Source organism: Streptococcus sp. HMSC034B05, from assembly GCF_001809055.1.
GTDB lineage: Bacteria > Bacillota > Bacilli > Lactobacillales > Streptococcaceae > Streptococcus > Streptococcus constellatus.
The window spans coordinates 55,843-75,638 of record NZ_KV795609.1 but is presented as its reverse complement, the minus strand read 5'-3'; the positions used below and the strand labels follow the sequence as shown (position 1 = coordinate 75,638).

22 protein-coding genes are annotated in these 19,796 nt (G+C 37.8%); 8 read left to right on the top strand and 14 right to left on the bottom strand.

Translation table 11 applies throughout. The features are described 5' to 3' along the window. Window positions 1-108: 108 nt before the first annotated feature. The 4 genes from asnS to HMPREF2542_RS05140 form a co-directional block, all read right to left on the bottom strand. The gene (gene asnS / locus HMPREF2542_RS05155) at window positions 109-1,455 is read right to left on the bottom strand and encodes an asparagine--tRNA ligase (protein ID WP_058669566.1); all 1,347 of its coding nucleotides are present in this window, start codon (window positions 1,453-1,455) and stop codon (window positions 109-111) included. Window positions 1,456-1,532: 77 nt separating this feature from the next. Further along, entirely contained in the window at window positions 1,533-1,850 is a 318-nt protein-coding gene (locus HMPREF2542_RS05150; protein WP_058669567.1) for a VOC family protein, read from the bottom strand. A gap of 2 nt (window positions 1,851-1,852) precedes the next feature. Further along, the gene (locus HMPREF2542_RS05145; RefSeq protein ID WP_058669568.1) at window positions 1,853-3,031 is read right to left on the bottom strand and encodes a pyridoxal phosphate-dependent aminotransferase; all 1,179 of its coding nucleotides are present in this window, start codon (window positions 3,029-3,031) and stop codon (window positions 1,853-1,855) included. Continuing rightward, window positions 3,028-3,516: a cell wall elongation regulator TseB-like domain-containing protein gene (locus HMPREF2542_RS05140; RefSeq protein WP_006267692.1), complete on the bottom strand. Its 489-nt coding sequence runs from the start codon at window positions 3,514-3,516 to the stop codon at window positions 3,028-3,030. Before HMPREF2542_RS05140 ends, HMPREF2542_RS05145 begins: the two co-directional genes overlap by 4 nt. Before the next feature lie 84 nt (window positions 3,517-3,600). Here HMPREF2542_RS05140 and HMPREF2542_RS05135 point away from each other — a divergent pair, with 84 nt between their 5' ends. Both HMPREF2542_RS05135 and HMPREF2542_RS05130 read left to right on the top strand, forming a co-directional pair. Further along, window positions 3,601-4,047 carry a MarR family winged helix-turn-helix transcriptional regulator gene (locus HMPREF2542_RS05135; protein ID WP_020997807.1) on the top strand — a complete coding sequence of 149 codons (447 nt, stop codon included), beginning with the start codon at window positions 3,601-3,603 and terminating at the stop codon, window positions 4,045-4,047. A 66-nt stretch (window positions 4,048-4,113) separates the two neighbouring features. Continuing rightward, window positions 4,114-4,665 carry an NADPH-dependent FMN reductase gene (locus HMPREF2542_RS05130; RefSeq protein ID WP_006269408.1) on the top strand — a complete coding sequence of 184 codons (552 nt, stop codon included), beginning with the start codon at window positions 4,114-4,116 and terminating at the stop codon, window positions 4,663-4,665. Window positions 4,666-4,696: 31 nt separating this feature from the next. On the opposite strand, the gene yaaA is transcribed toward HMPREF2542_RS05130, so the two are convergent. Continuing rightward, window positions 4,697-5,440, bottom strand: coding sequence for a peroxide stress protein YaaA (gene yaaA / locus HMPREF2542_RS05125; RefSeq protein WP_070484459.1), 744 nt, complete (start codon window positions 5,438-5,440; stop codon window positions 4,697-4,699). Window positions 5,441-5,553: 113 nt separating this feature from the next. On the opposite strand from yaaA, the gene HMPREF2542_RS05120 reads away from it, so the two are divergent. Continuing rightward, window positions 5,554-6,012, top strand: a complete 459-nt coding sequence (locus tag HMPREF2542_RS05120) for a DUF1836 domain-containing protein (protein WP_006267836.1) — start codon at window positions 5,554-5,556, stop codon at window positions 6,010-6,012. After that, on the top strand, window positions 5,996-6,643 hold the full coding sequence (locus tag HMPREF2542_RS05115; RefSeq protein ID WP_003068940.1) for a PAQR family membrane homeostasis protein TrhA: 648 nt from the start codon (window positions 5,996-5,998) through the stop codon (window positions 6,641-6,643). The genes HMPREF2542_RS05120 and HMPREF2542_RS05115 overlap by 17 nt, the downstream gene beginning before the upstream one ends. Before the next feature lie 110 nt (window positions 6,644-6,753). Here HMPREF2542_RS05115 and HMPREF2542_RS05110 read toward each other — a convergent pair whose 3' ends face one another. The 8 genes from HMPREF2542_RS05110 to HMPREF2542_RS05075 all read right to left on the bottom strand — a co-directional run bounded on the left by HMPREF2542_RS05110 (window position 6,754) and on the right by HMPREF2542_RS05075 (window position 14,490). Beyond that, window positions 6,754-7,710, bottom strand: coding sequence for an ABC transporter permease (locus tag HMPREF2542_RS05110; protein WP_039677137.1), 957 nt, complete (start codon window positions 7,708-7,710; stop codon window positions 6,754-6,756). A 1-nt stretch (window position 7,711) separates the two neighbouring features. After that, complete coding sequence (locus tag HMPREF2542_RS05105) at window positions 7,712-8,776, bottom strand: ABC transporter permease (RefSeq protein ID WP_006269380.1); 1,065 nt, start codon at window positions 8,774-8,776, stop codon at window positions 7,712-7,714. After that, window positions 8,769-10,304 carry an ABC transporter ATP-binding protein gene (locus HMPREF2542_RS05100; protein ID WP_058669571.1) on the bottom strand — a complete coding sequence of 512 codons (1,536 nt, stop codon included), beginning with the start codon at window positions 10,302-10,304 and terminating at the stop codon, window positions 8,769-8,771. Before HMPREF2542_RS05100 ends, HMPREF2542_RS05105 begins: the two co-directional genes overlap by 8 nt. A gap of 130 nt (window positions 10,305-10,434) precedes the next feature. Then, entirely contained in the window at window positions 10,435-11,493 is a 1,059-nt protein-coding gene (locus HMPREF2542_RS05095) for a BMP family lipoprotein (protein WP_006269420.1), read from the bottom strand. 72 nt (window positions 11,494-11,565) lie between these two features. Continuing rightward, window positions 11,566-11,955, bottom strand: a complete 390-nt coding sequence (locus HMPREF2542_RS05090; RefSeq protein ID WP_003068929.1) for a cytidine deaminase — start codon at window positions 11,953-11,955, stop codon at window positions 11,566-11,568. Beyond that, window positions 11,942-12,604: a deoxyribose-phosphate aldolase gene (deoC, locus tag HMPREF2542_RS05085; protein ID WP_006267712.1), complete on the bottom strand. Its 663-nt coding sequence runs from the start codon at window positions 12,602-12,604 to the stop codon at window positions 11,942-11,944. The genes HMPREF2542_RS05090 and deoC overlap by 14 nt, the downstream gene beginning before the upstream one ends. A gap of 18 nt (window positions 12,605-12,622) precedes the next feature. Continuing rightward, the gene (locus tag HMPREF2542_RS05080) at window positions 12,623-13,900 is read right to left on the bottom strand and encodes a pyrimidine-nucleoside phosphorylase (RefSeq protein ID WP_058669572.1); all 1,278 of its coding nucleotides are present in this window, start codon (window positions 13,898-13,900) and stop codon (window positions 12,623-12,625) included. Further along, the gene (locus HMPREF2542_RS05075) at window positions 13,897-14,490 is read right to left on the bottom strand and encodes a class I SAM-dependent methyltransferase (protein ID WP_020997809.1); all 594 of its coding nucleotides are present in this window, start codon (window positions 14,488-14,490) and stop codon (window positions 13,897-13,899) included. Before HMPREF2542_RS05075 ends, HMPREF2542_RS05080 begins: the two co-directional genes overlap by 4 nt. Window positions 14,491-14,585: 95 nt before the next feature. Here HMPREF2542_RS05075 and coaA point away from each other — a divergent pair, with 95 nt between their 5' ends. From coaA to HMPREF2542_RS05060, 3 genes are all read left to right on the top strand, one after another. Next, window positions 14,586-15,506 (top strand): type I pantothenate kinase, encoded by a 921-nt coding sequence (gene coaA / locus HMPREF2542_RS05070; protein WP_006269389.1) that lies wholly within the window; start codon window positions 14,586-14,588, stop codon window positions 15,504-15,506. Window positions 15,507-15,574: 68 nt separating this feature from the next. Further along, window positions 15,575-15,811 (top strand): 30S ribosomal protein S20, encoded by a 237-nt coding sequence (gene rpsT / locus HMPREF2542_RS05065; RefSeq protein ID WP_006269392.1) that lies wholly within the window; start codon window positions 15,575-15,577, stop codon window positions 15,809-15,811. Between the two features lie 64 nt (window positions 15,812-15,875). Next, complete coding sequence (locus tag HMPREF2542_RS05060) at window positions 15,876-16,385, top strand: DNA topology modulation protein (RefSeq protein ID WP_049477276.1); 510 nt, start codon at window positions 15,876-15,878, stop codon at window positions 16,383-16,385. Window positions 16,386-16,432: 47 nt separating this feature from the next. Here HMPREF2542_RS05060 and HMPREF2542_RS05055 read toward each other — a convergent pair whose 3' ends face one another. Then, a complete protein-coding gene (locus tag HMPREF2542_RS05055) occupies window positions 16,433-18,046 on the bottom strand; it encodes a M20/M25/M40 family metallo-hydrolase (RefSeq protein ID WP_058669573.1) in 1,614 nt (537 codons plus the stop codon). 177 nt (window positions 18,047-18,223) lie between these two features. Between HMPREF2542_RS05055 and HMPREF2542_RS05050 the strand changes: the two genes are divergently transcribed. Next, window positions 18,224-19,672, top strand: a complete 1,449-nt coding sequence (locus HMPREF2542_RS05050; RefSeq protein WP_058669574.1) for an alpha-amylase — start codon at window positions 18,224-18,226, stop codon at window positions 19,670-19,672. Window positions 19,673-19,796 lie beyond the last annotated feature (124 nt).

Here is a 19,796-nt window from a genome sequence, read left to right as displayed (position 1 = left end):
TTTTTTCCTTGAATAAGAAGAAACTGAACATTTCATCTCATTTTCTTACTTAGTCGTTTTCCATATATTTTATTTCTAAAAAAACGCCAACAGGCGTTTTTACATTTCTTAAGGTTCAATTCTGTGAAGCATACGTGGAAACGGAATGGCTTCACGAATGTGTTTCGTTCCTGCGACAAATGTCACCATTCTCTCCAAGCCAAGTCCAAATCCAGCATGAGGAACCGAACCATATTTACGCAAATCAAGGTAAAAGGCATAATCATCAGGATTGAGACCGTTCTCCTTAATCTTCATTAGTAGTTTTTCATAATTTTCTTCACGGGCTGAACCACCAATGATTTCACCATAACCTTCCGGTGCCAATAAGTCTGCACAAAGCACACGTTCTTCGTTTCCGGGCACAGGCTTCATGTAGAAAGCCTTAAAACTAGCAGGGTAGTTCACAACTAAAGTTGGAAGACCGAAATAGTTTGAAATCCACGTTTCATGTGGTGAACCAAAATCATCTCCGCGTTCAATATGCTCGTATTCTGCATCTTCATCATTTTCGTGTTCTTGCAAAAGGTCAATTACTTCATCGTAAGAAATGCGTTTGAATGGTTCAGTTGCATATTTTTTAAGCAAATCTGTATCGCGTTCCAACATTTCAAGTGCATGTGGTGCACGATCCAAAACCCCTTGAATCAGAGCCTTCACATAAGCCTCTTGAAGATCAAGCGATTCTTCATGTGTAACAAATGGATATTCTGCATCCATCATCCAGAATTCTGTCAAATGGCGACGTGTTTTGGATTTTTCAGCACGGAAAACCGGACCAAAGTCAAATACACGACCAAGTGCCATAGCACCAGCTTCTAAGTAAAGCTGTCCAGATTGACTTAAAAAGGCAGGAGTTCCAAAATAATCTGTTTCAAAAAGCTCTGTTGAATCTTCCGCTGCATTCCCTGATAAAATCGGACTATCAAATTTGATAAAGCCGTTCCGGTCAAAGAACTCATAGGAAGCATAGATAATCGCGTTGCGAATCTGCATAATTGCCATTTGCTTGCGCGACCGAAGCCATAAATGACGGTGATCCATCAAAAAGTCTGTTCCGTGTTCTTTCGGTGTAATTGGGTAATCAACCGATGTGGCAATAATTTCAAGGTCAGTAACATCAAGTTCATAACCAAATTTTGAACGTTCATCTTCTTTGACAATACCAGTCACATAGACTGAAGTCTCTTGACTGATATGCTTAATTGTATTGAATTTTTCAAGCCCAGCTTCTTCACCAAATTTTTCAAGAAAGTTCGGTTTAAAAGCTACACCTTGGAAAAAGGCAGAGCCATCACGCAATTGGAGAAAAGCAATCTTTCCTTTTCCTGATTTGTTGGCAACCCAAGCACCGATAGTGACTTCTTCACCAATATGCTTTGGGACGTCAATAATGCTTACTAATTCTCTAGACATTAATTCATTTCTCTTTTCTTTTATTTTTTATGATAAACAGTCTCAATATTGTTTCCATCTGGATTAATGATATAAGCTTAAGCCGCATAATAGCCAGGATGATAGTGGCTACGTTCACCGGGAGCACCATTATCTTTGCCACCAGCTGCCAAGGCTGCTTGATAGAAGTTATCAATTTCCTGAGGATTTTGAGCATTGAAGACAAAATGCTCAAGCTCTTGCTGACCAATATTCAACCAAAAATCACCGGTAGGATCCGCATTTTTTGGCTCTGAGAAACTTGCTACCCACTCGTTATCAAATTGAAGACGATAATTTAAAGGAACTAAAGCTGCTTGATAAAAGAGTTTGCTAGCTTCTAAATCCTTTCCTTTGATACCAAAATGAGCAATCATTTTTATTTCTCCATGAAAGTTCTAATGCGACGAACAGCTTCTTTCAGAGTAGCCATATCTGTCGCATAGCTGAGACGAACATTCTCTGGTGCACCAAAGCCAGCACCTGTGACCAATGCAACACCTACTTCTTCTAGGATAGCTGTTGTAAACTCTGTTACATCTGTATAGCCTTTCATTTCCATTGCTTTTTTAACATTTGGAAAAAGGTAAAAAGCTCCCTGAGGTTTTACAACATCAAATCCTGGTACTTCGGAAAGCAAAGGGTAAATGGTATTAAGACGTTCTTCAAAGGCTTGTCGCATGATTTCAACAGTATCTTGAGGACCAGTTAAAGCTTCAATAGCAGCATACTGTGTTGCAGTCGTAGGATTTGAAGTTGTTTGTCCAGCAATCTTGCTCATGGCTGCAATAATCTCAGGATCTCCAACAGCATAACCAAGCCGCCAGCCTGTCATTGAATACGACTTAGACACACCATTGATCACAATTGTTTGCTTGCGGATCGCTTCAGATAGACTCGAAATTGGTGTGAATTCATTTCCATTGTAAACCAAACGACCATAAATATCATCTGCCAAAATGAGAATGTCGTGCTTTACAGCCCAATTACCTATCGCCAACAACTCCTTAGCTGTATAAATCATTCCCGTTGGATTGGAAGGAGAATTGAGCACCAAAACTTTCGTTTTCTCTGTCCGTGCAGACTCTAATTGCTCAACAGTCACTTTGAAATGATTTGCTTCTGTCGCTTGAACAAAAACTGGTATCCCTTCTGCCATCTTAATCTGATCACCATAACTAACCCAACACGGTGTCGGAATAATTGCCTCATCGCCCGGATTGATGACACTCATAAAAAAAGTATAAAGGGAGAACTTTGCCCCCGTCGCAACAGTCACTTGATTTGATTTAATCGTATAACCATAGTATTTTGCAAAATACGCTACAATTGCTTCCTTTAATTCAGGCAGACCACTAGTAACAGTATAAAAGCTAGCTCTACCGTCTTTTATTGCAGAGACAGCTGCATTTTGGATATTCTTCGGAGTTGGAAAATCTGGCTCTCCCAAAGTCAGCGAAAGGATATCGCGTCCTTGTGCTTTTAAAGCTTTTGCACGCGCTGCTGCTGCTAGTGTCACGCTCTCTTCCATATTTAAAACGCGATTTGATAATATCATAGTCCCTCCTTACTGAGTAACCTTCCAGTTTCAAATTCAACATTGTAATAAGTTGTTCCAGATTTGATTTCCCAAATTGGTTGCTCTTTGATATAGCCAAATGTTACTTTATCAATTTGTTTGGCCCCATTATCTTTAGCGATTTTTTCTGCTTTCTCTTGACTAATTCCTTTAGACAACTCATAAGTATAGATTTTATCACTATCAGCTTCTATCAAAACAGCAAGCTGTGTCTTTTTGCGATTCTTCCCCAAAAGACTATAATAACTCTTTTTGCCATTATAGATAGCAAAGCGATCCACTTTATCCAAATCTGCGTATTGGCGAGCGATTTTGCTAGCCGTTTCCTTAGCGGATTGATAAGGAGTCATCGATAGATTTAAAATGTAAAGAAAAGAAAAAGTGAGAACAGCTAAAACTATCACGCTTCCGATAATATATTGCCATATAACGAAAATTTTATCATTTTTTCTTCTATTTTTCACTCGTCTATTATACTATAAATAAGGATTTTTTTCTATCTTTTTCTAAAAATTGATTTTATTACTACTTATTGGTAAAATACAGATATGGATAAACTAACAAAACTTTTACAAGAAAATCGTCTTGATTTAAAAACAATGATTGTTTTAAATAAAGCAATTCGTACAATTCGACATTTTGAAAACCAAGCAGCAAAACAACATAACCTTACCCCCACTCAATTTTCCGTCTTAGAAACTCTTTATAGCAAAGGAAACTTACGCATTCAAGACTTAATTGATAAAATGCTTGCTACATCTGGAAATATGACCGTTGTTATTAAAAATATGATACGAAATGGCTGGATTTTTCGAACCTGTGACCCATCTGATCGACGTTCATTTTTAGTCGGATTGACCCCAGAAGGGCGTAGCAAAATTGAAGCAGTGCTTCCAGATCATATTCAAAATATCCAGCAAGGACTCAGCATTTTAACAGGGGAAGAGAAAGAAGATTTAATTCAGATTCTAAAAAAATTTAAAAATTTGAGCTAGTTTCTTGCTAACTAGTGATATTTGTTGTAACATAAACAGGTACAAAAGAAAAGGAGAGTGACTTATATGTCTAAAAAAGTACTATTTATTGTCGGGTCTTTTCGTCAAGGCTCATTCAACCATCAATTAGCTGCTCAAGCTGAAAATATCCTTACTGACAAAGCTGAAGTTTCTTATCTTGATTTCAAAGATATTCCATTTTTCAACCAAGATATTGAAAGCCCAGCTCCTGCCGCTGTTGCCAAAGCTCGTGAAGAAATTCTTTCCGCTGACGCTATCTGGATTTTCTCCCCAACTTATAACTGGTCTATTCCAGGTGTTGTTAAGAATCTTCTGGATTGGTTATCACGTGCTCTTGATCTTTCAGATCCTACTGGACCTTCTGCTCTCAACGAAAAGCTTGTAACAGTTTCTTCTGTAGCAAATGGAACTTCTCCAGATGAAGTTTTCAAACATTATCGTAGCCTCCTTCCATTTATTCGCATGAATGTCGTTGAACCATTTACTGGTGTTGCTGTGAATCCAGAAGCTTGGGGAACAGGTCAACTCACAGTTTCTGAAGAAAAACAAGCTGAACTCGCAGCCCAAGCTGAAGCTTTATTAGCAGCAATTAACTAAAAAGAATCCAAAACGGAATGATACGTTTACGTCATTCCGTTTTTTGCTTATTTTCCTTGACAAAAACATAAGTATCTATAGTAGATAAATCTTCTCGAAAAGCAAAGTCTGCAAATTGTAATTGCTTGATTTCCTCTTTCGTTATTATTTGATTTTCAATTAAAGCAGTTAAAAATTGCCCCCGAGCCTTCTTAGAAATAGTTGAGTGAACTTTCAAACTTCCTTCTCTATCTTCTAAAAATTTAAACCGAAGCATCTTATCACGCACAGATTTGGAAAACACCGTCTCAAACTCACTTGATAACAGAGATAAAATCATTTCCTCACCTGAAATAGCTGCATCATAATCATTGCGCCAATAATTTTTCAAGCTTTTGCCAGAAATGGTACATTTCACTAAAAAATCCAATCGATGAGGTGAAATCAACGCCATAGCTGGCATAATACCATATAGACTAGAGGTAATGAGCAAATGATTGTCTATATACCTCAACTCTTTCTCCATTAAATCACTTCTTTTGATATTTCGATACATGAGACCATCAAATAAATGTAAAGCTGGGTAAGTAAGAGCTTGCTCATTTTTTAATTGTTGCAGATGAAGATGCTCCTCTTCTGCCCGCTCCAGATTAACATGATAAAGCTTCGCTAACTCTTCAATAGAATACTGTGACAGACTAGCTACAATTGTTTTTGTTTGCTCTGAAAGAAAACACTTGCCATGCGGTTTAAGGCTAAGATTCATTTCCTTTGCAGTTGGAATTAAAATTTTCATAATCTTATTGTATCAAAAGTTATTTTGCAGAACAAATGATTTTTCTCTTGACACAAGACATTTATTATTATATAATCTAGTTATTAAGACTAGATTATATAGAGGTGGATATTTTGAAAATCACACAATTCCCAACTTGGGAGGAATTACCTGACTTAGATCTCTATCTTGACCAAGTTCTTCTCTATGTGAATGGTGTAAACGAACAGGCATTTCGTGGTACAGATAAATCTTTAACCGCTGCTATGGTTAATAACTATGTCAAACACGCTCATATTCCAAAACCAATTAAGAAGAAATATAATCGTATCCAGATTGCTCGATTGATTGTATTGACAACTTTGAAGCCTGTCTTTCCTATACCAGATATTATCAAAACGATTCAGCTTTTAGTAAACGAAAAGGATTCTGCTACTCTCTACAATGAATTTGTCTACTGTATGCGAGAGGAAAAAACAGATAATACTGCACCTGCTATTGAAGCAGCCTGTCAAACTGTAAAATTATTTCATCAAACGAAAGATCTTGCTTTATCCTTAGAAAGGAGGACAAAAGATGAACCAAACCCTTAAACTTAGCAAGCAGCTGAGTTTTGGTGAAGAAATCGCCAATGCCGTTACTCATGCTATTGGTGCTATCATCATGCTAATTTTACTTCCGATTTCTGCTATTTACAGCTATGAAGAACATGGTATGCTTGCTGCCGTCGGAGTTTCAATTTTTGTCATCAGTTTATTTCTGATGTTTCTTTCTTCAACCATTTACCATTCTATGAGCTATGGTTCTACACACAAGTATATCTTGCGAATCATTGATCATTCGATGATTTATATCGCTATCGCTGGAAGCTATACCCCCGTTGTATTGTCTCTTATGAATAACTGGTTAGGTTACCTTATCATTGGCATTCAATGGGGAACCACCATTTTTGGTATTTTATATAAAATATTTGCTAAAAAAGTTAATGAAAAATTCAGTTTGGCACTGTATCTTATTATGGGATGGTTAGTGATTCTTATCGTTCCCCAAATCATTGGGCAAACAGGACCAGTCTTCTGGGGACTGATGCTGGCTGGAGGACTCTGCTATACTGTTGGTGCAGGATTTTATGCTAAGAAAAAGCCATATTTCCATATGATTTGGCATCTCTTCATCCTAGCAGCATCTGCACTTCAGTATCTTGCAATTGTATATTTTATGTAAGTAACTTTAAAGACAATTATTCTTTTAGAAAGTTTTTCCAAGCAGAATAATTGTTTTTTTATAAAAAGAGCCAGGCTACTTTGAAAAGTAACTTGGCTTTTTGCAATAAATTATTTTGATTTGATATAATTAACACCATCTGCTTTTGGTGCAACAGCTTTTCCGAAGAAAGCCGCTAATACGACAATAGTTAGTACATACGGTGCAATTTGCAAATAAACTGCTGGTACGTGTGATAGGAATGGCAATTGACTTCCGATAACAGCTAAACTTTGTGACAGTCCAAAGAAGAGACTTGAAAACATAGCTCCAATTGGGTTCCATTTACCAAAAATCATAGCAGCCAGTGAGATAAAGCCTGGTCCGATAATCGTTGTTGCAGCAAAGTTTACTGAGATAGATTGAGCATAAATCGCACCGCCGACACCGCCAAGGAAACCTGAAATCATCACACCATAATAACGCATGAGATAAACATTGATTCCCAATGTATCAGCCGCTTGTGGGTGCTCCCCTACAGAACGTAAACGCAGCCCAAATTTCGTCTTAAACATAATGAACCAAGCTAGAAAGGCAAATGCTACTGCAATATACCCCATTAGACTGGTATGTTTGAAGAAAATATCTCCAATGACAGGAATATCTGATAATAGCGGAAAGTTAAATTTGCCAAATGATACTTGAATATTATTAGTTTGTCCTTTGTTATAGAAAGCTTTTACCAAGAAAATTGCTAAGGCAGGTGCCATCAAATTGAGCACTGTACCACTAACAACATGATCGGCTCGGAAATTAATCGTTGCAACAGCATGGATAAGAGAGAAAATCAATCCCACAATACCGCCAACCAAAAGTGCCAGCCACGGAGTTAAATTTCCAAAAGTATTGACAAAGGTAAGGTTAAAGACAACTCCTGAAAAAGCCCCCATTACCATAATACCTTCGAGTCCGACATTGACAATTCCTGCATGCTCAGAATAAGCTCCACCAATACTTGTAAAAATCAAAGGTGCTGCATAAATCAGCATAGAGGAAACTAATAGACTTAACATCGTTACAAAATTCATCTTATTTTCCTCCCTTGACTTTTGCTTGTTTTCTTGGTTTGATAAAGTGTTCAATAATATAATGAATACTTACGAAGAAAATAATAGACGCTGTTACAATATTTACCAACTCAGCCGGAATCGTTGCGGTATTCATACCTGGAGCACCGACTTGGAGCACTGCAAATAAGAAGGCTGCAAATGGAATACCAATTGGTGAATTGCTAGCTAATAAACTAACGGCCATACCATTAAATCCGACAGCAAGAGAACTTCCTTGTACATAGATGTTTTGGAATGTTCCTAGTCCTTCGACAACACCTCCGACACCAGCAAGCGCGCCTGAGATAATCATTGAAAGAATAATCGTTCTTTTAGCAGACATCCCTGCATACTCACTCGCATTTGGGTTTAGTCCGACAGAGCGGATTTCAAAGCCAAGTGTTGTTTTTTTCAACATAAACCAGATAAGAACAACTGCAATGATTGCAAAGAAGATTCCGATGTTCATCCGTGAATTGTTTGTCAACGCTCGCAACCACTCTGTTTGATAGGTTGCATTTGCTCCAACTTTAATACTTGAATCAATACTTTGCATGACACTCTTGGGGAAACTATGAATCATTGCATTTCCAACATAAAGAACAATGTAGTTCATCATGATCGTTACAATAACTTCACTCGTTCCTAAGTAAGCACGAAGAATACCAGGAATTGCTCCAATAATCCCACCGGCTACTGCTGCAATGACAACTGTCGCGAGAATCATAATCGGACGTGGAAGGTTCGGAAACGAAAGTGCAAACCAGCCGCTCAAAATCCAACCTGCTAAAGCTTGTCCAGGCAAACCAACATTAAAGAATCCAGCTCGACTTGCCACTGCAAATCCAAGAGCAATTAAAATAAGTGGACCCATTGCACGGAAAATTTCTCCAATATTTCGAACGGTACCAAAGGCTGCTTTGAACAATTCTTCGTAGCCCCAAATAGCATCATATCCAAAAATCCACATGACAATGGCACCTAGCAAAATCCCAAGAACAACGGAAATCAAAGGCACTGCAATTTGCTGTGTTTTCTTAGTCATTTGAATCTCCCTTCTTAATTTCACCACCAGCCATCAAGATACCTAACTCTTGCTTATTGGTTTCAGCAGGGGTTACAATGCCTTGAATTTTACCATCATGGATAACAGCGATACGATCTGAAACATTCAAAATTTCATCCAATTCAAAGCTGACAACAAGTACTGCTTTCCCCTTATCGCGCTCTTCAATCAAACGTTTGTGAATATATTCAATCGCCCCAACATCAAGTCCACGAGTTGGTTGACTAACGATTAAAAGATCTGGATTACGATCGATTTCACGAGCAATAATCGCTTTTTGCTGATTTCCTCCTGAAAGTGCAGATGCTGGAACAGTTTCACTTGCAGCACGAACATCAAATTCCTCCATTAATTTGCGTGCATAAGAAGTGATATTATTATAATTTAAGATACCATTTTTGCTTAATGGCTCCTTGTAATAAGTTTGCAAAGCCATATTTTCAGACAGCATCATCTCCAGTACTAAGCCATCACGATGCCGATCTTCAGGAACGTGGCTGACTTGCATTTCGGTAATCTTCCTTGGAGATAGACCAACGACTTCTTCGCCTTTTATAGTAATACTTCCTGATTTTACTTTCCGAAGGCCTGTGATTGCTTGAATTAGCTCACTTTGTCCATTTCCATCAATCCCAGCAATTCCGACAATTTCACCAGCTCGCACATCCAAAGACAAATTTTTAACAGCAGGCACACCACGATTTTCATTAACGATCAAATCTTTAATGGATAGAATAACTTCCTTAGGGTCTGATGCTATTTTTTCTGTCGTAAAGGATATCGAACGCCCAACCATCATTTCAGCAAGATCTTTATTCGTTGCTCCACCAATCTCAACAGTTTGAATACTTTTACCACGACGGATAACGGTGACACGATCTGAAACAGCACGAATTTCATCCAATTTGTGCGTAATCAAAATGATGGATTTTCCTTCCTTAACTAGATTTTTCATGATATGCTCTAGTTCTTCAATTTCTGAAGGAGTTAATACTGCGGTTGGTTCATCAAAAATCAGGATATCAGCGCCACGATACAAGGTCTTTAAGATTTCAACACGCTGTTGCGCACCAACTGAAATATCTTCGACTTTTGCTGTAGGATCTACAGCAAGACCATATTTTTCAGATAGCTCCGTGATATCTTTAATTGCTTTCCTAATGTCTAAAACACCATTTTTCGTCGTTTCACTCCCCAAAATAATGTTTTCAGCAACCGTAAAAGCCTCTACCAACATAAAATGTTGGTGAACCATTCCGATTCCTAAAGATGCTGATTTTGATGGAGAATCAATTGTTACTGACTTTCCATTCACAGTAATCTCACCACTTGTTGGTTCAAGCAAGCCCGCCAACATATTCATCAGAGTGGACTTCCCCGCTCCGTTTTCTCCTAAAAGTGCATGAATTTCACCACGTCTTAGATTAAGGTTAATTTTGTCATTTGCGACAAATTCACCAAAAATCTTGGTTATTTCATGCATTTCAATGACATTTTCATGTGCCATATGATTAAATTCCTTTCAGAAATTATTTTATTTCAGTAAAACTCACTAAAAGATTAGCCAGCTTTACTGAGACAAAAGCTGTCTCAATCTCAAAAAAGCGACCCACGAAGGTCGCTTCTTGAGTGTCAGATTACTTATCTGTAGGAACCTTAATACTTCCATCAAGGATTTTTGCTTTTGCATCTTCTACTGCTTTTTTAGCTTCAGCAGACAAATTCTTAGTTGTTAAATCTACACCTTTATCTTTCAAACCATAAGTTGTAGTTTTACCTCCAGGAAACTTCCCTTTTGCTGTTTTGTTAGCAATATCTTTTACAGTACCACCAACTTGTTTCAGAGTAGAAGCTAAAACAAAATTAGATTCTTTGCCATCTTTAGATTTGTATTTACCTTCTTCGTTTTGGTCACGGTCAACACCAATAACCCAAACTTTTTCAGATTCATTTCTAGTTTCATTGATGGATTTTGCTTCGTTGAATACACCTGCACCAGTACCACCGGCTACCTGGTAAACAATATCTGCACCAGCTGCATATTGAGCAGCTGCAATGGTTTTACCTTTTGCTGCATCACTAAAGCTTTCCGCATATTTCACATCAATCTTAATAGATGGATCAACAGATTTCACACCTGCTTCAAAACCTTTTTCAAAGCGAGTCAAAACAGCACCTTTAATACCACCAACAAAGCCAATTTTCTTGGTTTTAGTTGTTTTTGCTGCAGCCACACCTGCAAGGTAAGCAGCTTCATTATCAGCAAATAAAGCAGAAGCTACGTTCTTATGACCTTTAATCTCATCATCAATGATAACATAGTTCGTATCAGAATGATCCTTTGCTGCTGCTTCTACAGCGTTACGAAGAGCAAAACCAATACCAAAGACCAACTTGTAATTACCAGAAGCTGCCTGCTCAAGGTTAGTAGCATATTCTGATTCATTAGTAGATTGAAAATAAGTGAAGCCATGGTCTTTTGTCAAACCATTTTCTTTACCCCAAGCTTGCAAGCCTTCCCAAGCTGATTGGTTAAACGATTTATCATCTACACCACCTGTATCTGTTACAATTGCAGCTTTCAAATCTGTCTTTGCATCTTTATTGCTTGATTTAGATGCACGGTTACCACATGCAGCAAGTCCAATTGCTGCGACAGCTACTAGACCAAGGCCTAGCCATTGTTTCTTGTTCATCTCTGAACCTCCTAAATAAGATGTGCAACAAAGTTGCAAAATTAACTTTGGTCAAATGACCATTTTTACCAACTACTCCAAGTTAGTAAAAGAATACGGAAGTAATTCCCTGACCGTCATCACGACCGTCGATTTATCTTTGGCAACAAGTGTTACCTTTAAATTCTGCGGAAAAAATTCTGCCATTACTTGACGACAAGCTCCACACGGAGAAACGGGCTTTTGAGTTTCACCATAAACGATTAATTCCTCAAACTCCGTAACACCTTCTGAAATAGCCTTAAATATGGCTGTCCGCTCACCGCAGTTCGTCAGACCAAAACTAGCATTTTCAATGTTTACGCCTGTAAAAATCTGACCATTTTTAGCTACTAGTACAGCGCCAATCGGAAAATGAGAATAAGGAACGTAAGCTTTTTTACTTGTCTCAATCGCTAGATCAATCAACTCAGTAGTCGCCACTAGCTTTTTCTCCTTTCATAATGGCTACACCAGAAGAAGCTCCGATACGCGTTGCGCCTGCTTCAATAAATGCAACTGCATCTTCATACGAACGAGCCCCACCTGAAGCTTTAACACCCATATCTGGACCCACTGTCTTTCTCATCAATGCTACATCATGAACAGTAGCTCCACCTGTTGAAAATCCAGTTGAAGTTTTTACAAAGTCTGCACCAGCTTTTTGGGCTAACTGACACGCTACAACTTTTTCTTCATCAGTTAACAAACAAGTTTCGATAATTACTTTTACCAGTGTGTCACCGCTTGCTTCCACAACAGCAGCAATATCTTCTTCTACCAACACCAGATTTTGAGATTTCAAAGCACCAATATTGATAACCATGTCTACTTCGTCTGCTCCGTTCTTAATGGCATCTTTTGCCTCAAAAGCTTTTACAGCAGGTGTATTTGCACCCAAAGGGAAACCAATAACAGTACAAACCTTAACATCTGTATCTCGTAATCCTTCTGCTGCAAAACTGACCCATGTTGGATTAACACAAACACTTGCAAAATCATATTCTCTTGCTTCTTCAATCAATTTTTCAATTTGCTCTTGGTGAGCATCTGGCTTTAAAAGCGTATGATCTATATATTTATTTAACTTCATTTTCGGTTCTCCTGTAAGTTAAGCGATTACTTCAATAATCTCTTGAACTTTTTTCGACTCATTACTTATTTTAACATTTTTTTTGAATTCTGTAACTAGTTCTTGTGAAATTTTTTCATTTGCATAAATTTTTGCGACAATTTCATCGATTTTGACCGGCTCTCCGACTTTCTTTTCAAAAACAATTCCTGTTTCAAAGTCTAATGCATCAGATTTCACAGCTCGACCTGCGCCCAGCCGCATAGCAAATAAACCAAACTCCATCGCTGGCAATTCAGAAATATAACCCGCTTCATCTGCAGTCACTTCTACAACGTATTTTGCTGATGAAGGGCGGTACAAATCTTCTAAATCGCCACCTTGTGCAACAACCATGGCTTCAAATTTTTGCAGTGCCGATCCATCAAATAGATGTTCTCGCACTTCTTTTACAGTTTTTTCAACATTTGCTAAGCCAAGCATGATTTGGCCTAATTCACAAATAAATTCTGTTACATCTTCTCGTCCTTTTCCTTGCAAAATGTCCAAGGCTTCAAGAATTTCTAACCGATTACCAATACTAGTTCCCAGAGGTTGGCTCATATCAGTAATAACTGCTGTCGTCCTACGCCCAACCGCCTTTCCTAAATCAACCATAGTACGAGCTAGAGCACGCGCATCTTCTAGATTTTTCATAAATGCGCCTTCCCCAACTGTCACGTCTAACAAAATGCTATCCGCACCAGCTGCAATTTTCTTGCTCATAACAGAACTTGCAATCAGAGGAATCGTATCGACGGTAGCTGTCACATCACGCAAAGCATAAAGTAACTTATCAGCTTTCACCAACTGATTTGACTGACCAATAACGGACAATCCGATATCCTGCACTTGTTTAATAAATTCTTCTTGGCTGCGCTCAATCTGAAATCCTTTAATGGATTCTAGTTTATCAAGTGTTCCTCCTGTATGACCGAGTCCACGACCACTCATTTTAGCAACAGGCACGCCAAAACTAGCCACCAATGGTACTAACACCAGTGTCACTTTGTCGCCTACACCTCCGGTCGAATGTTTATCAACCTTGATTCCAGAAATAGCTGACAAATCAATTTGCTGACCTGTGCCTACCATGGTCATCGTCAAATCAGAAATCTCGCGAGTACTCATGCCTTTAAAATATACTGCCATTGCAAAAGCCGACATCTGATAATCGGGCACGGTTCCGGCAACATATCCTTCGATTAACCACTTAATTTCATCGCTGGTTAATTCTAAGCCATCCCGCTTTTTCTGAATAACATCAACTGTTCTCATATTTCCTTCCTACTTCTAAGGATATAATATCCCTTATCTTTTTTTAAAATTTCGCAATTTCCAAATACTTCTTCCATCTTAGCTTTTGCACTTGGCGCTCCCTGTTTTTTTTGAATAACAATCGTCAAGTCACCTCCGTCTAGTAAGTGCGCATGGCTTCCTGCAATCACCTCATGAACAATCTGTTTCCCAGCTCGAATCGGTGGATTGCTGATAATATGATGAAATCTCCCTTCTACATTTTGATAAATATTAGATTGAAAAATCGTAGCTAGAACTTGATTACGATTAGCATTTTGGCGAGCTAAATCAAGAGCACGCTGATTTATATCAACAAGGGTCGCCTTGACTTCTTTAGCCTTGACTAAAGTAAGTCCTAATGTTCCATAGCCACAACCAACATCTAATACGCTTTCTTGCTTATGAAAATCAAGACACTTTAAAAGCGTTTGACTTCCATAATCAATCATTTTCTTACTAAAGACGCCGGCGTCAGTCAAGAAAGTCATATTTTGTCCCAGAAGTTGAACGTTCAGTTCGTGAATATCATGTTCTGCATCTGGATTTTCTGCGAAATACATTTTAGTCATAAAACTATTTTAACATAAAGACCTTTTATTTGTAAACCGTTTACAATTTGTTTAAAATTATGATATACTAATGGTCATATTAATAGGAGTCCTCTATGAATAACGAATTTATCCATTTTGAAAAAATTAGTCGAAAAACTTGGCAAAACTTACATCGCAAAACAACTCCACCTTTAACGCAAAAAGAGCTAAATTCCATCAAAAGTTTCAATGATAAGATTAGCCTTCAAGATGTAACAGATGTTTATCTTCCCTTGACCAATCTCATCCAAATTTATAAGCGCTCAAAAGAAGATTTAGCATTTTCAAAAGGTATTTTTTTACAGAAAGCTATCAAACGCCAACCGTTTATTATCGGTGTCTCTGGCAGCGTTGCTGTTGGAAAATCTACTACCAGTCGGCTCTTGCAAATCCTTTTATCTAGAACATTTTCAAATGCTACTGTTGAATTGGTGACGACGGACGGATTTCTTTATCCAAATGCTCACTTGCAGGAGCAAAATCTTCTCAAGCGCAAAGGCTTTCCCGAAAGCTATAATATGGGGCTCTTGCTTGACTTTTTGGACAATATCAAAAATGGAAAGGATTATCAAATTCCTGTTTATTCTCATGAAATTTATGATATTGTTCCAGACGAAAAACAGTATGTTACAGCCGCAGATTTTGTCATCGTTGAAGGTATCAATGTTTTTCAAAATCCACAAAATGAACGTCTCTACATGACGGATTTCTTTGATTTTTCGATTTACGTGGATGCAGAAGTTGAAAATATCGAAACTTGGTATCTGGATCGTTTTAAAAAATTGCTCACTTTAGCAAAAGAAGAGCCAACTAACTATTATCATCCTTTCACTTCTCAGCCAGAAAACAAAGTCATGGAATTTGCTCAAAATGTCTGGAAATCTATTAATCTTGTCAATTTACAGGATTATATTGAACCCACACGCAACCGAGCCGAAATTATTCTTCATAAAACAGCAAATCATGAAATTGATGAAATTTATCTTAAAAAATAAAAAGGCTTGTCAAATTTCAACTTTTCATATATAATTAGATAGTTAGTATATCATTGGAGGTGAAAACATTGGCAAATATTAAATCAGCTATCAAACGCGCTGAATTAAACGTTAAACAAAACGAAAAAAACTCAGCTCAAAAATCAGCTATGCGTTCTGCAATTAAAGCATTTGAAGCAAATCCTTCTGAAGAACTTTTCCGCGCTGCAAGCTCAGCTATCGATAAAGCAGAAACTAAAGGTTTGATTCATAAAAACAAAGCGAGCCGCGATAAAGCACGTCTTGCTACAAAACTTGCAAAATAATCTGCATAACGTAAAAAAGAGCTCAGTGGAGCTTTTTTTGTTGCTGAAAACAGAAAGGCTAGATATGAAAATTACAATCATTGGTTATTCTGGATCGGGAAAATCTACTTTAACGACCAAATTAGCCCAGTATTACTCTATTCCCAAATTGCATTTAGACACACTGCAGTTTCTACCCAATTGGGAAATGAGTGACCGCAGCTGGATGCAAGAGCAAGTTAAAGGATTTTTAGAAGCCAAAGAAAACTGGGTGATAGACGGAAACTACAGCTCCTGCTGCTATGAAGAGAGAATGAAACAAGCAGACCGAATTATTTTTTTAAATTTCTCACGTTGGAGTTGTCTCTATCGTGCTTTTAAGCGTTATCTGATTTATCGTGGCAAAAATCGCGATAGTACGGCAAAGGGGTGCATTGAAAAATTTGATTGGGAATTTATCCGCTGGATTCTACATGACGGGCGAACAATAAACATTCGCACACGTTATGAAAAACTTCAAAAAATGTACGCTTCTAAATGGATAACCCTTCACAATCAAAAGGAACTAGATAACTTTTTAGCACAATTTTCATAAAAAACAAGAGCTATATTCCTAACTAAACTGAATATAGCTCTCTTGTTTTATTTTTTAATGCTGTCAATGTGTTCTAACAAATATAACAGAAATTGAGGAATCGTCTTCAACATATCCTTTTCATAGACGCGTTCTGTTAACTGATGCAAATCCTTTCCCCAAGGACCCAGATTGATTCCAGAAACATTGATATCCTGAATTTTCTCGAAATCAATCGGATATAAATTTTCAGGGACAGCCATACTATCGATAATTTTCTGATGTTCTTCAACAGATTTTTCTAAAGCACAGTAACTAATATCGCAAATTCCCATAAAGAACTCTTCTACTGTTAGACGAGCAGCCGCCGTATCAGCTAAGTATCTACTATAAAGTGCAATGAGTTTTTCAATATCAACCACACTATTTTTCAGATGCCGGCAATTCATAGAAGGATAATAAGGTGGTGCAATGGTCAGCACCACAAATGCTTCCTTTTTATCATAGAAATCTAACACCTTTTGAACAGTTTCAATGGTTATTTCTTGATAGCTTAAGCCCGCTTGAAATGCTTTATGAGCAGATCGGGTTACCTTGTGCATAAATTCTTCAAATCCAGACTTCTTTTGACATAACTGGATTAACTCTTCATAAGTCAATACACGAGGTTTTGTGACTTTTTTATACTCTTTATAAACCACCTGCAAAGTCTGATAGCGCTCATAAAATTCATCAACAGCTTCTTGACAAAGATGTTGAATTGCCATCATCAGCTCTTTCGGACTTTTATCTAAATAAAGAACGTTAAAATAGCCTGCTGCCCTAAGAACAGTTGATACATCATAATTTTCCTTCAAATCACGCATATAAGACCATGAGGGCAAAGGAGCCCGCTCTCCATCAATCAAATCCGACAAGAGAGGATTAAGATCAATTTTTTCTACTACTTTTGCTAGAAGCGAAACAGCATTGATACCCTTGAGAGGCTCTTTCATGTGGGAAAGAATACCCTGCGTAACCACGACAGGCATCATTTTCCCAACTGTTCCAACATGCAGCACTTTTTCCTGAGCTGAATTGCTTTCAAATGGTTCTGAATCAATAGCCAAGATATAATTTAAATGAAATTTCTTCTTCAAATCAGAAAGCAAACCTACCGCAGCTCTCATTCCTTGAGAATAAGATTCCTCATCTCCAACAGATAAATAAAGAAGATTCACTTTCCCTTCTGCTTTGCTCGCATATTCTGCGACTACTCCCAATTGCAAAGCCAATGCAGCTTTCATATCACATGATCCACGACCAAATTGCCATTCGTTAGAAATTATATCTTCTAACACATCCTGACCCAGTGCAGAACTTGCTAAAGCCTTTTTCAAAGCCATATTATCAAAGGCAATTTCCTTTAAATTGCCAAAATCCTCAATATCAACTGTATCATGGTGATGAAACAAAATCACTGTATCTGCACAATGACGTTTTACTAAAGCCCAATTCACGCTGCGATGAAAAAAATCATTCGGAATCTGATATGTGCCAAAGTAATCCGAATGCTCCTGAAAATACGGCAGACTGCCAATATATTGATTGAGAAAATTTTCAATATTTCTTTCCAAATCCGTATGCGTAAAACTTTCAATCACCATGCTCTTGTCAAAAATATCTTGAATCCTATTTTTCATCAATGGCTCCTTCAACTTTTTAATAAAAATAGCTCACTAGCTTTATTATATACCTTCAAAATAACAGTTTCAATTCATTTTATCGTTTCTGATTCTATAAAATTTACGCAAACGTTTGCGTCAAAAGAGTTATTTTGATAAAATAATAGCCATCAAGATAAGAAAGAAGTATCTCGTATGGAAAATCAAACATTGATGCAATATTTTGAATGGTATCTACCAAATGACGGACAACATTGGAATCGCTTAGCAAAAGATGCCCCACATCTAGCTTCTAAAGGGATTCGCAAGGTTTGGATGCCACCAGCTTTTAAAGCTACTAGTTCCAACGATGTTGGTTACGGTATCTATGACCTATTTGATTTAGGCGAGTTTGACCAAAAAGGAACGATTCGAACAAAGTACGGCTTAAAAGAAGAATATTTGAAAGCTATTAAGTCGCTCAAAGAAAATGGAATCGAGCCTATTGCAGATATCGTTTTAAATCACAAAGCAGCAGCAGATTACAAAGAGCGATTTACTGTTATTGAAGTTGACCCAAACGATCGTACAGTTGCACTCTCTGAACCTTTTGAAATTAAAGGTTGGACTAAATTCACGTTCCCAGGTCGCCACAAAAAATACAATGATTTTGAGTGGCATTGGTATCACTTTACTGGGACTGATTATGATGCTCAACGGAATAAATCAGGGATTTATCTCATTCAAGGAGACAACAAAGGGTGGGCAGATGATGACTTAGTTGATAATGAAAATGGCAATTTTGATTATCTCATGTATGCTGACCTTGATTTTAAGCACCCAGAAGTCATTCAAAACCTTTATGATTGGGCAGATTGGTTTATCGAAACGACTGGCATTCATGGCTTTAGGTTAGACGCTATTAAGCATATCGACTCTTTCTTTATGAGAAATTTTATCCGTGATATTATGGCGAAGTATGGAGAAGATTTCTATGTCTTTGGAGAGTTTTGGAATGGTGATGAAACTGCAAATAACGATTATTTAGGAAGCATTGACTATCGTTTTGATTTAGTTGATGTCAAGCTTCATCATAATCTATTTGATGCTAGTCGCGCTGGAGTGGACTATGATTTGAGAAATATTTTTGAACAAACACTCGTCAAAAATCATCCTGAATCGGCTGTTACTTTTGTCGATAATCACGACACACAACGTGGACAAGCGCTGGAATCAACTGTTGAAGAATGGTTTAAGCCTGCTGCTTATGCTCTCATTTTATTGCGTAAAGCAGGTCTACCTTGCGTTTTCTATGGAGACTACTATGGTATCAACGGCGAATTCGCTCAAGCCAGCTTCCAAACAGTTCTTGATAAATTATTAGATATTCGTCTCAACTTAGCCTATGGTGAACAGACGGATTATTTTGACGACGAGCATTGCATTGCTTGGACTCGTTCAGGCAAAGACAATGGACAGCCAATTGCTGTTATTTTGACAAACGATCAAGCTAATTCAAAACGCATGTATGTTGGTGAAAATTGGGCTGGTAAGGAGTTTAAAGATTACTTAGGAAACAATTCTTCAGCCGTGATAATCGAGGAAGACGGCTGGGCAGATTTCCCAGTTGCAGAAAAATCAGTTAGCGTCTGGTCTGCGCAGTAAAATAAGGAACACAGAGAGAGCTAAACCCAAATTCGCTCTCTCTGTCGATCGGGGCGACGAAGCAAACAGAAAGTTGAGACCCCCGTCCGCCCGGCTGACAGCATAAACTAAAACTTAGGTGGCT

Excerpts from the sequence above, each read along its gene's own strand:
- asnS (WP_058669566.1), bottom strand. The coding sequence starts at position 1,455 with ATGTCTAGAGAATTAGTAAGCATTATTGACGTCCCAAAGCATATTGGT.
- HMPREF2542_RS05150 (WP_058669567.1), bottom strand. The coding sequence starts at position 1,850 with ATGATTGCTCATTTTGGTATCAAAGGAAAGGATTTAGAAGCTAGCAAA.
- HMPREF2542_RS05145 (WP_058669568.1), bottom strand. The coding sequence starts at position 3,031 with ATGATATTATCAAATCGCGTTTTAAATATGGAAGAGAGCGTGACACTA.
- HMPREF2542_RS05135 (WP_020997807.1), top strand. The coding sequence starts at position 3,601 with ATGGATAAACTAACAAAACTTTTACAAGAAAATCGTCTTGATTTAAAA.
- HMPREF2542_RS05130 (WP_006269408.1), top strand. The coding sequence starts at position 4,114 with ATGTCTAAAAAAGTACTATTTATTGTCGGGTCTTTTCGTCAAGGCTCA.
- yaaA (WP_070484459.1), bottom strand. The coding sequence starts at position 5,440 with ATGAAAATTTTAATTCCAACTGCAAAGGAAATGAATCTTAGCCTTAAA.
- HMPREF2542_RS05115 (WP_003068940.1), top strand. The coding sequence starts at position 5,996 with ATGAACCAAACCCTTAAACTTAGCAAGCAGCTGAGTTTTGGTGAAGAA.
- HMPREF2542_RS05110 (WP_039677137.1), bottom strand. The coding sequence starts at position 7,710 with ATGAATTTTGTAACGATGTTAAGTCTATTAGTTTCCTCTATGCTGATT.
- HMPREF2542_RS05105 (WP_006269380.1), bottom strand. The coding sequence starts at position 8,776 with ATGACTAAGAAAACACAGCAAATTGCAGTGCCTTTGATTTCCGTTGTT.
- HMPREF2542_RS05100 (WP_058669571.1), bottom strand. The coding sequence starts at position 10,304 with ATGGCACATGAAAATGTCATTGAAATGCATGAAATAACCAAGATTTTT.
- HMPREF2542_RS05095 (WP_006269420.1), bottom strand. The coding sequence starts at position 11,493 with ATGAACAAGAAACAATGGCTAGGCCTTGGTCTAGTAGCTGTCGCAGCA.
- deoC (WP_006267712.1), bottom strand. The coding sequence starts at position 12,604 with ATGAAGTTAAATAAATATATAGATCATACGCTTTTAAAGCCAGATGCT.
- HMPREF2542_RS05080 (WP_058669572.1), bottom strand. The coding sequence starts at position 13,900 with ATGAGAACAGTTGATGTTATTCAGAAAAAGCGGGATGGCTTAGAATTA.
- HMPREF2542_RS05075 (WP_020997809.1), bottom strand. The coding sequence starts at position 14,490 with ATGACTAAAATGTATTTCGCAGAAAATCCAGATGCAGAACATGATATT.
- coaA (WP_006269389.1), top strand. The coding sequence starts at position 14,586 with ATGAATAACGAATTTATCCATTTTGAAAAAATTAGTCGAAAAACTTGG.
- HMPREF2542_RS05060 (WP_049477276.1), top strand. The coding sequence starts at position 15,876 with ATGAAAATTACAATCATTGGTTATTCTGGATCGGGAAAATCTACTTTA.
- HMPREF2542_RS05055 (WP_058669573.1), bottom strand. The coding sequence starts at position 18,046 with ATGAAAAATAGGATTCAAGATATTTTTGACAAGAGCATGGTGATTGAA.
- HMPREF2542_RS05050 (WP_058669574.1), top strand. The coding sequence starts at position 18,224 with ATGGAAAATCAAACATTGATGCAATATTTTGAATGGTATCTACCAAAT.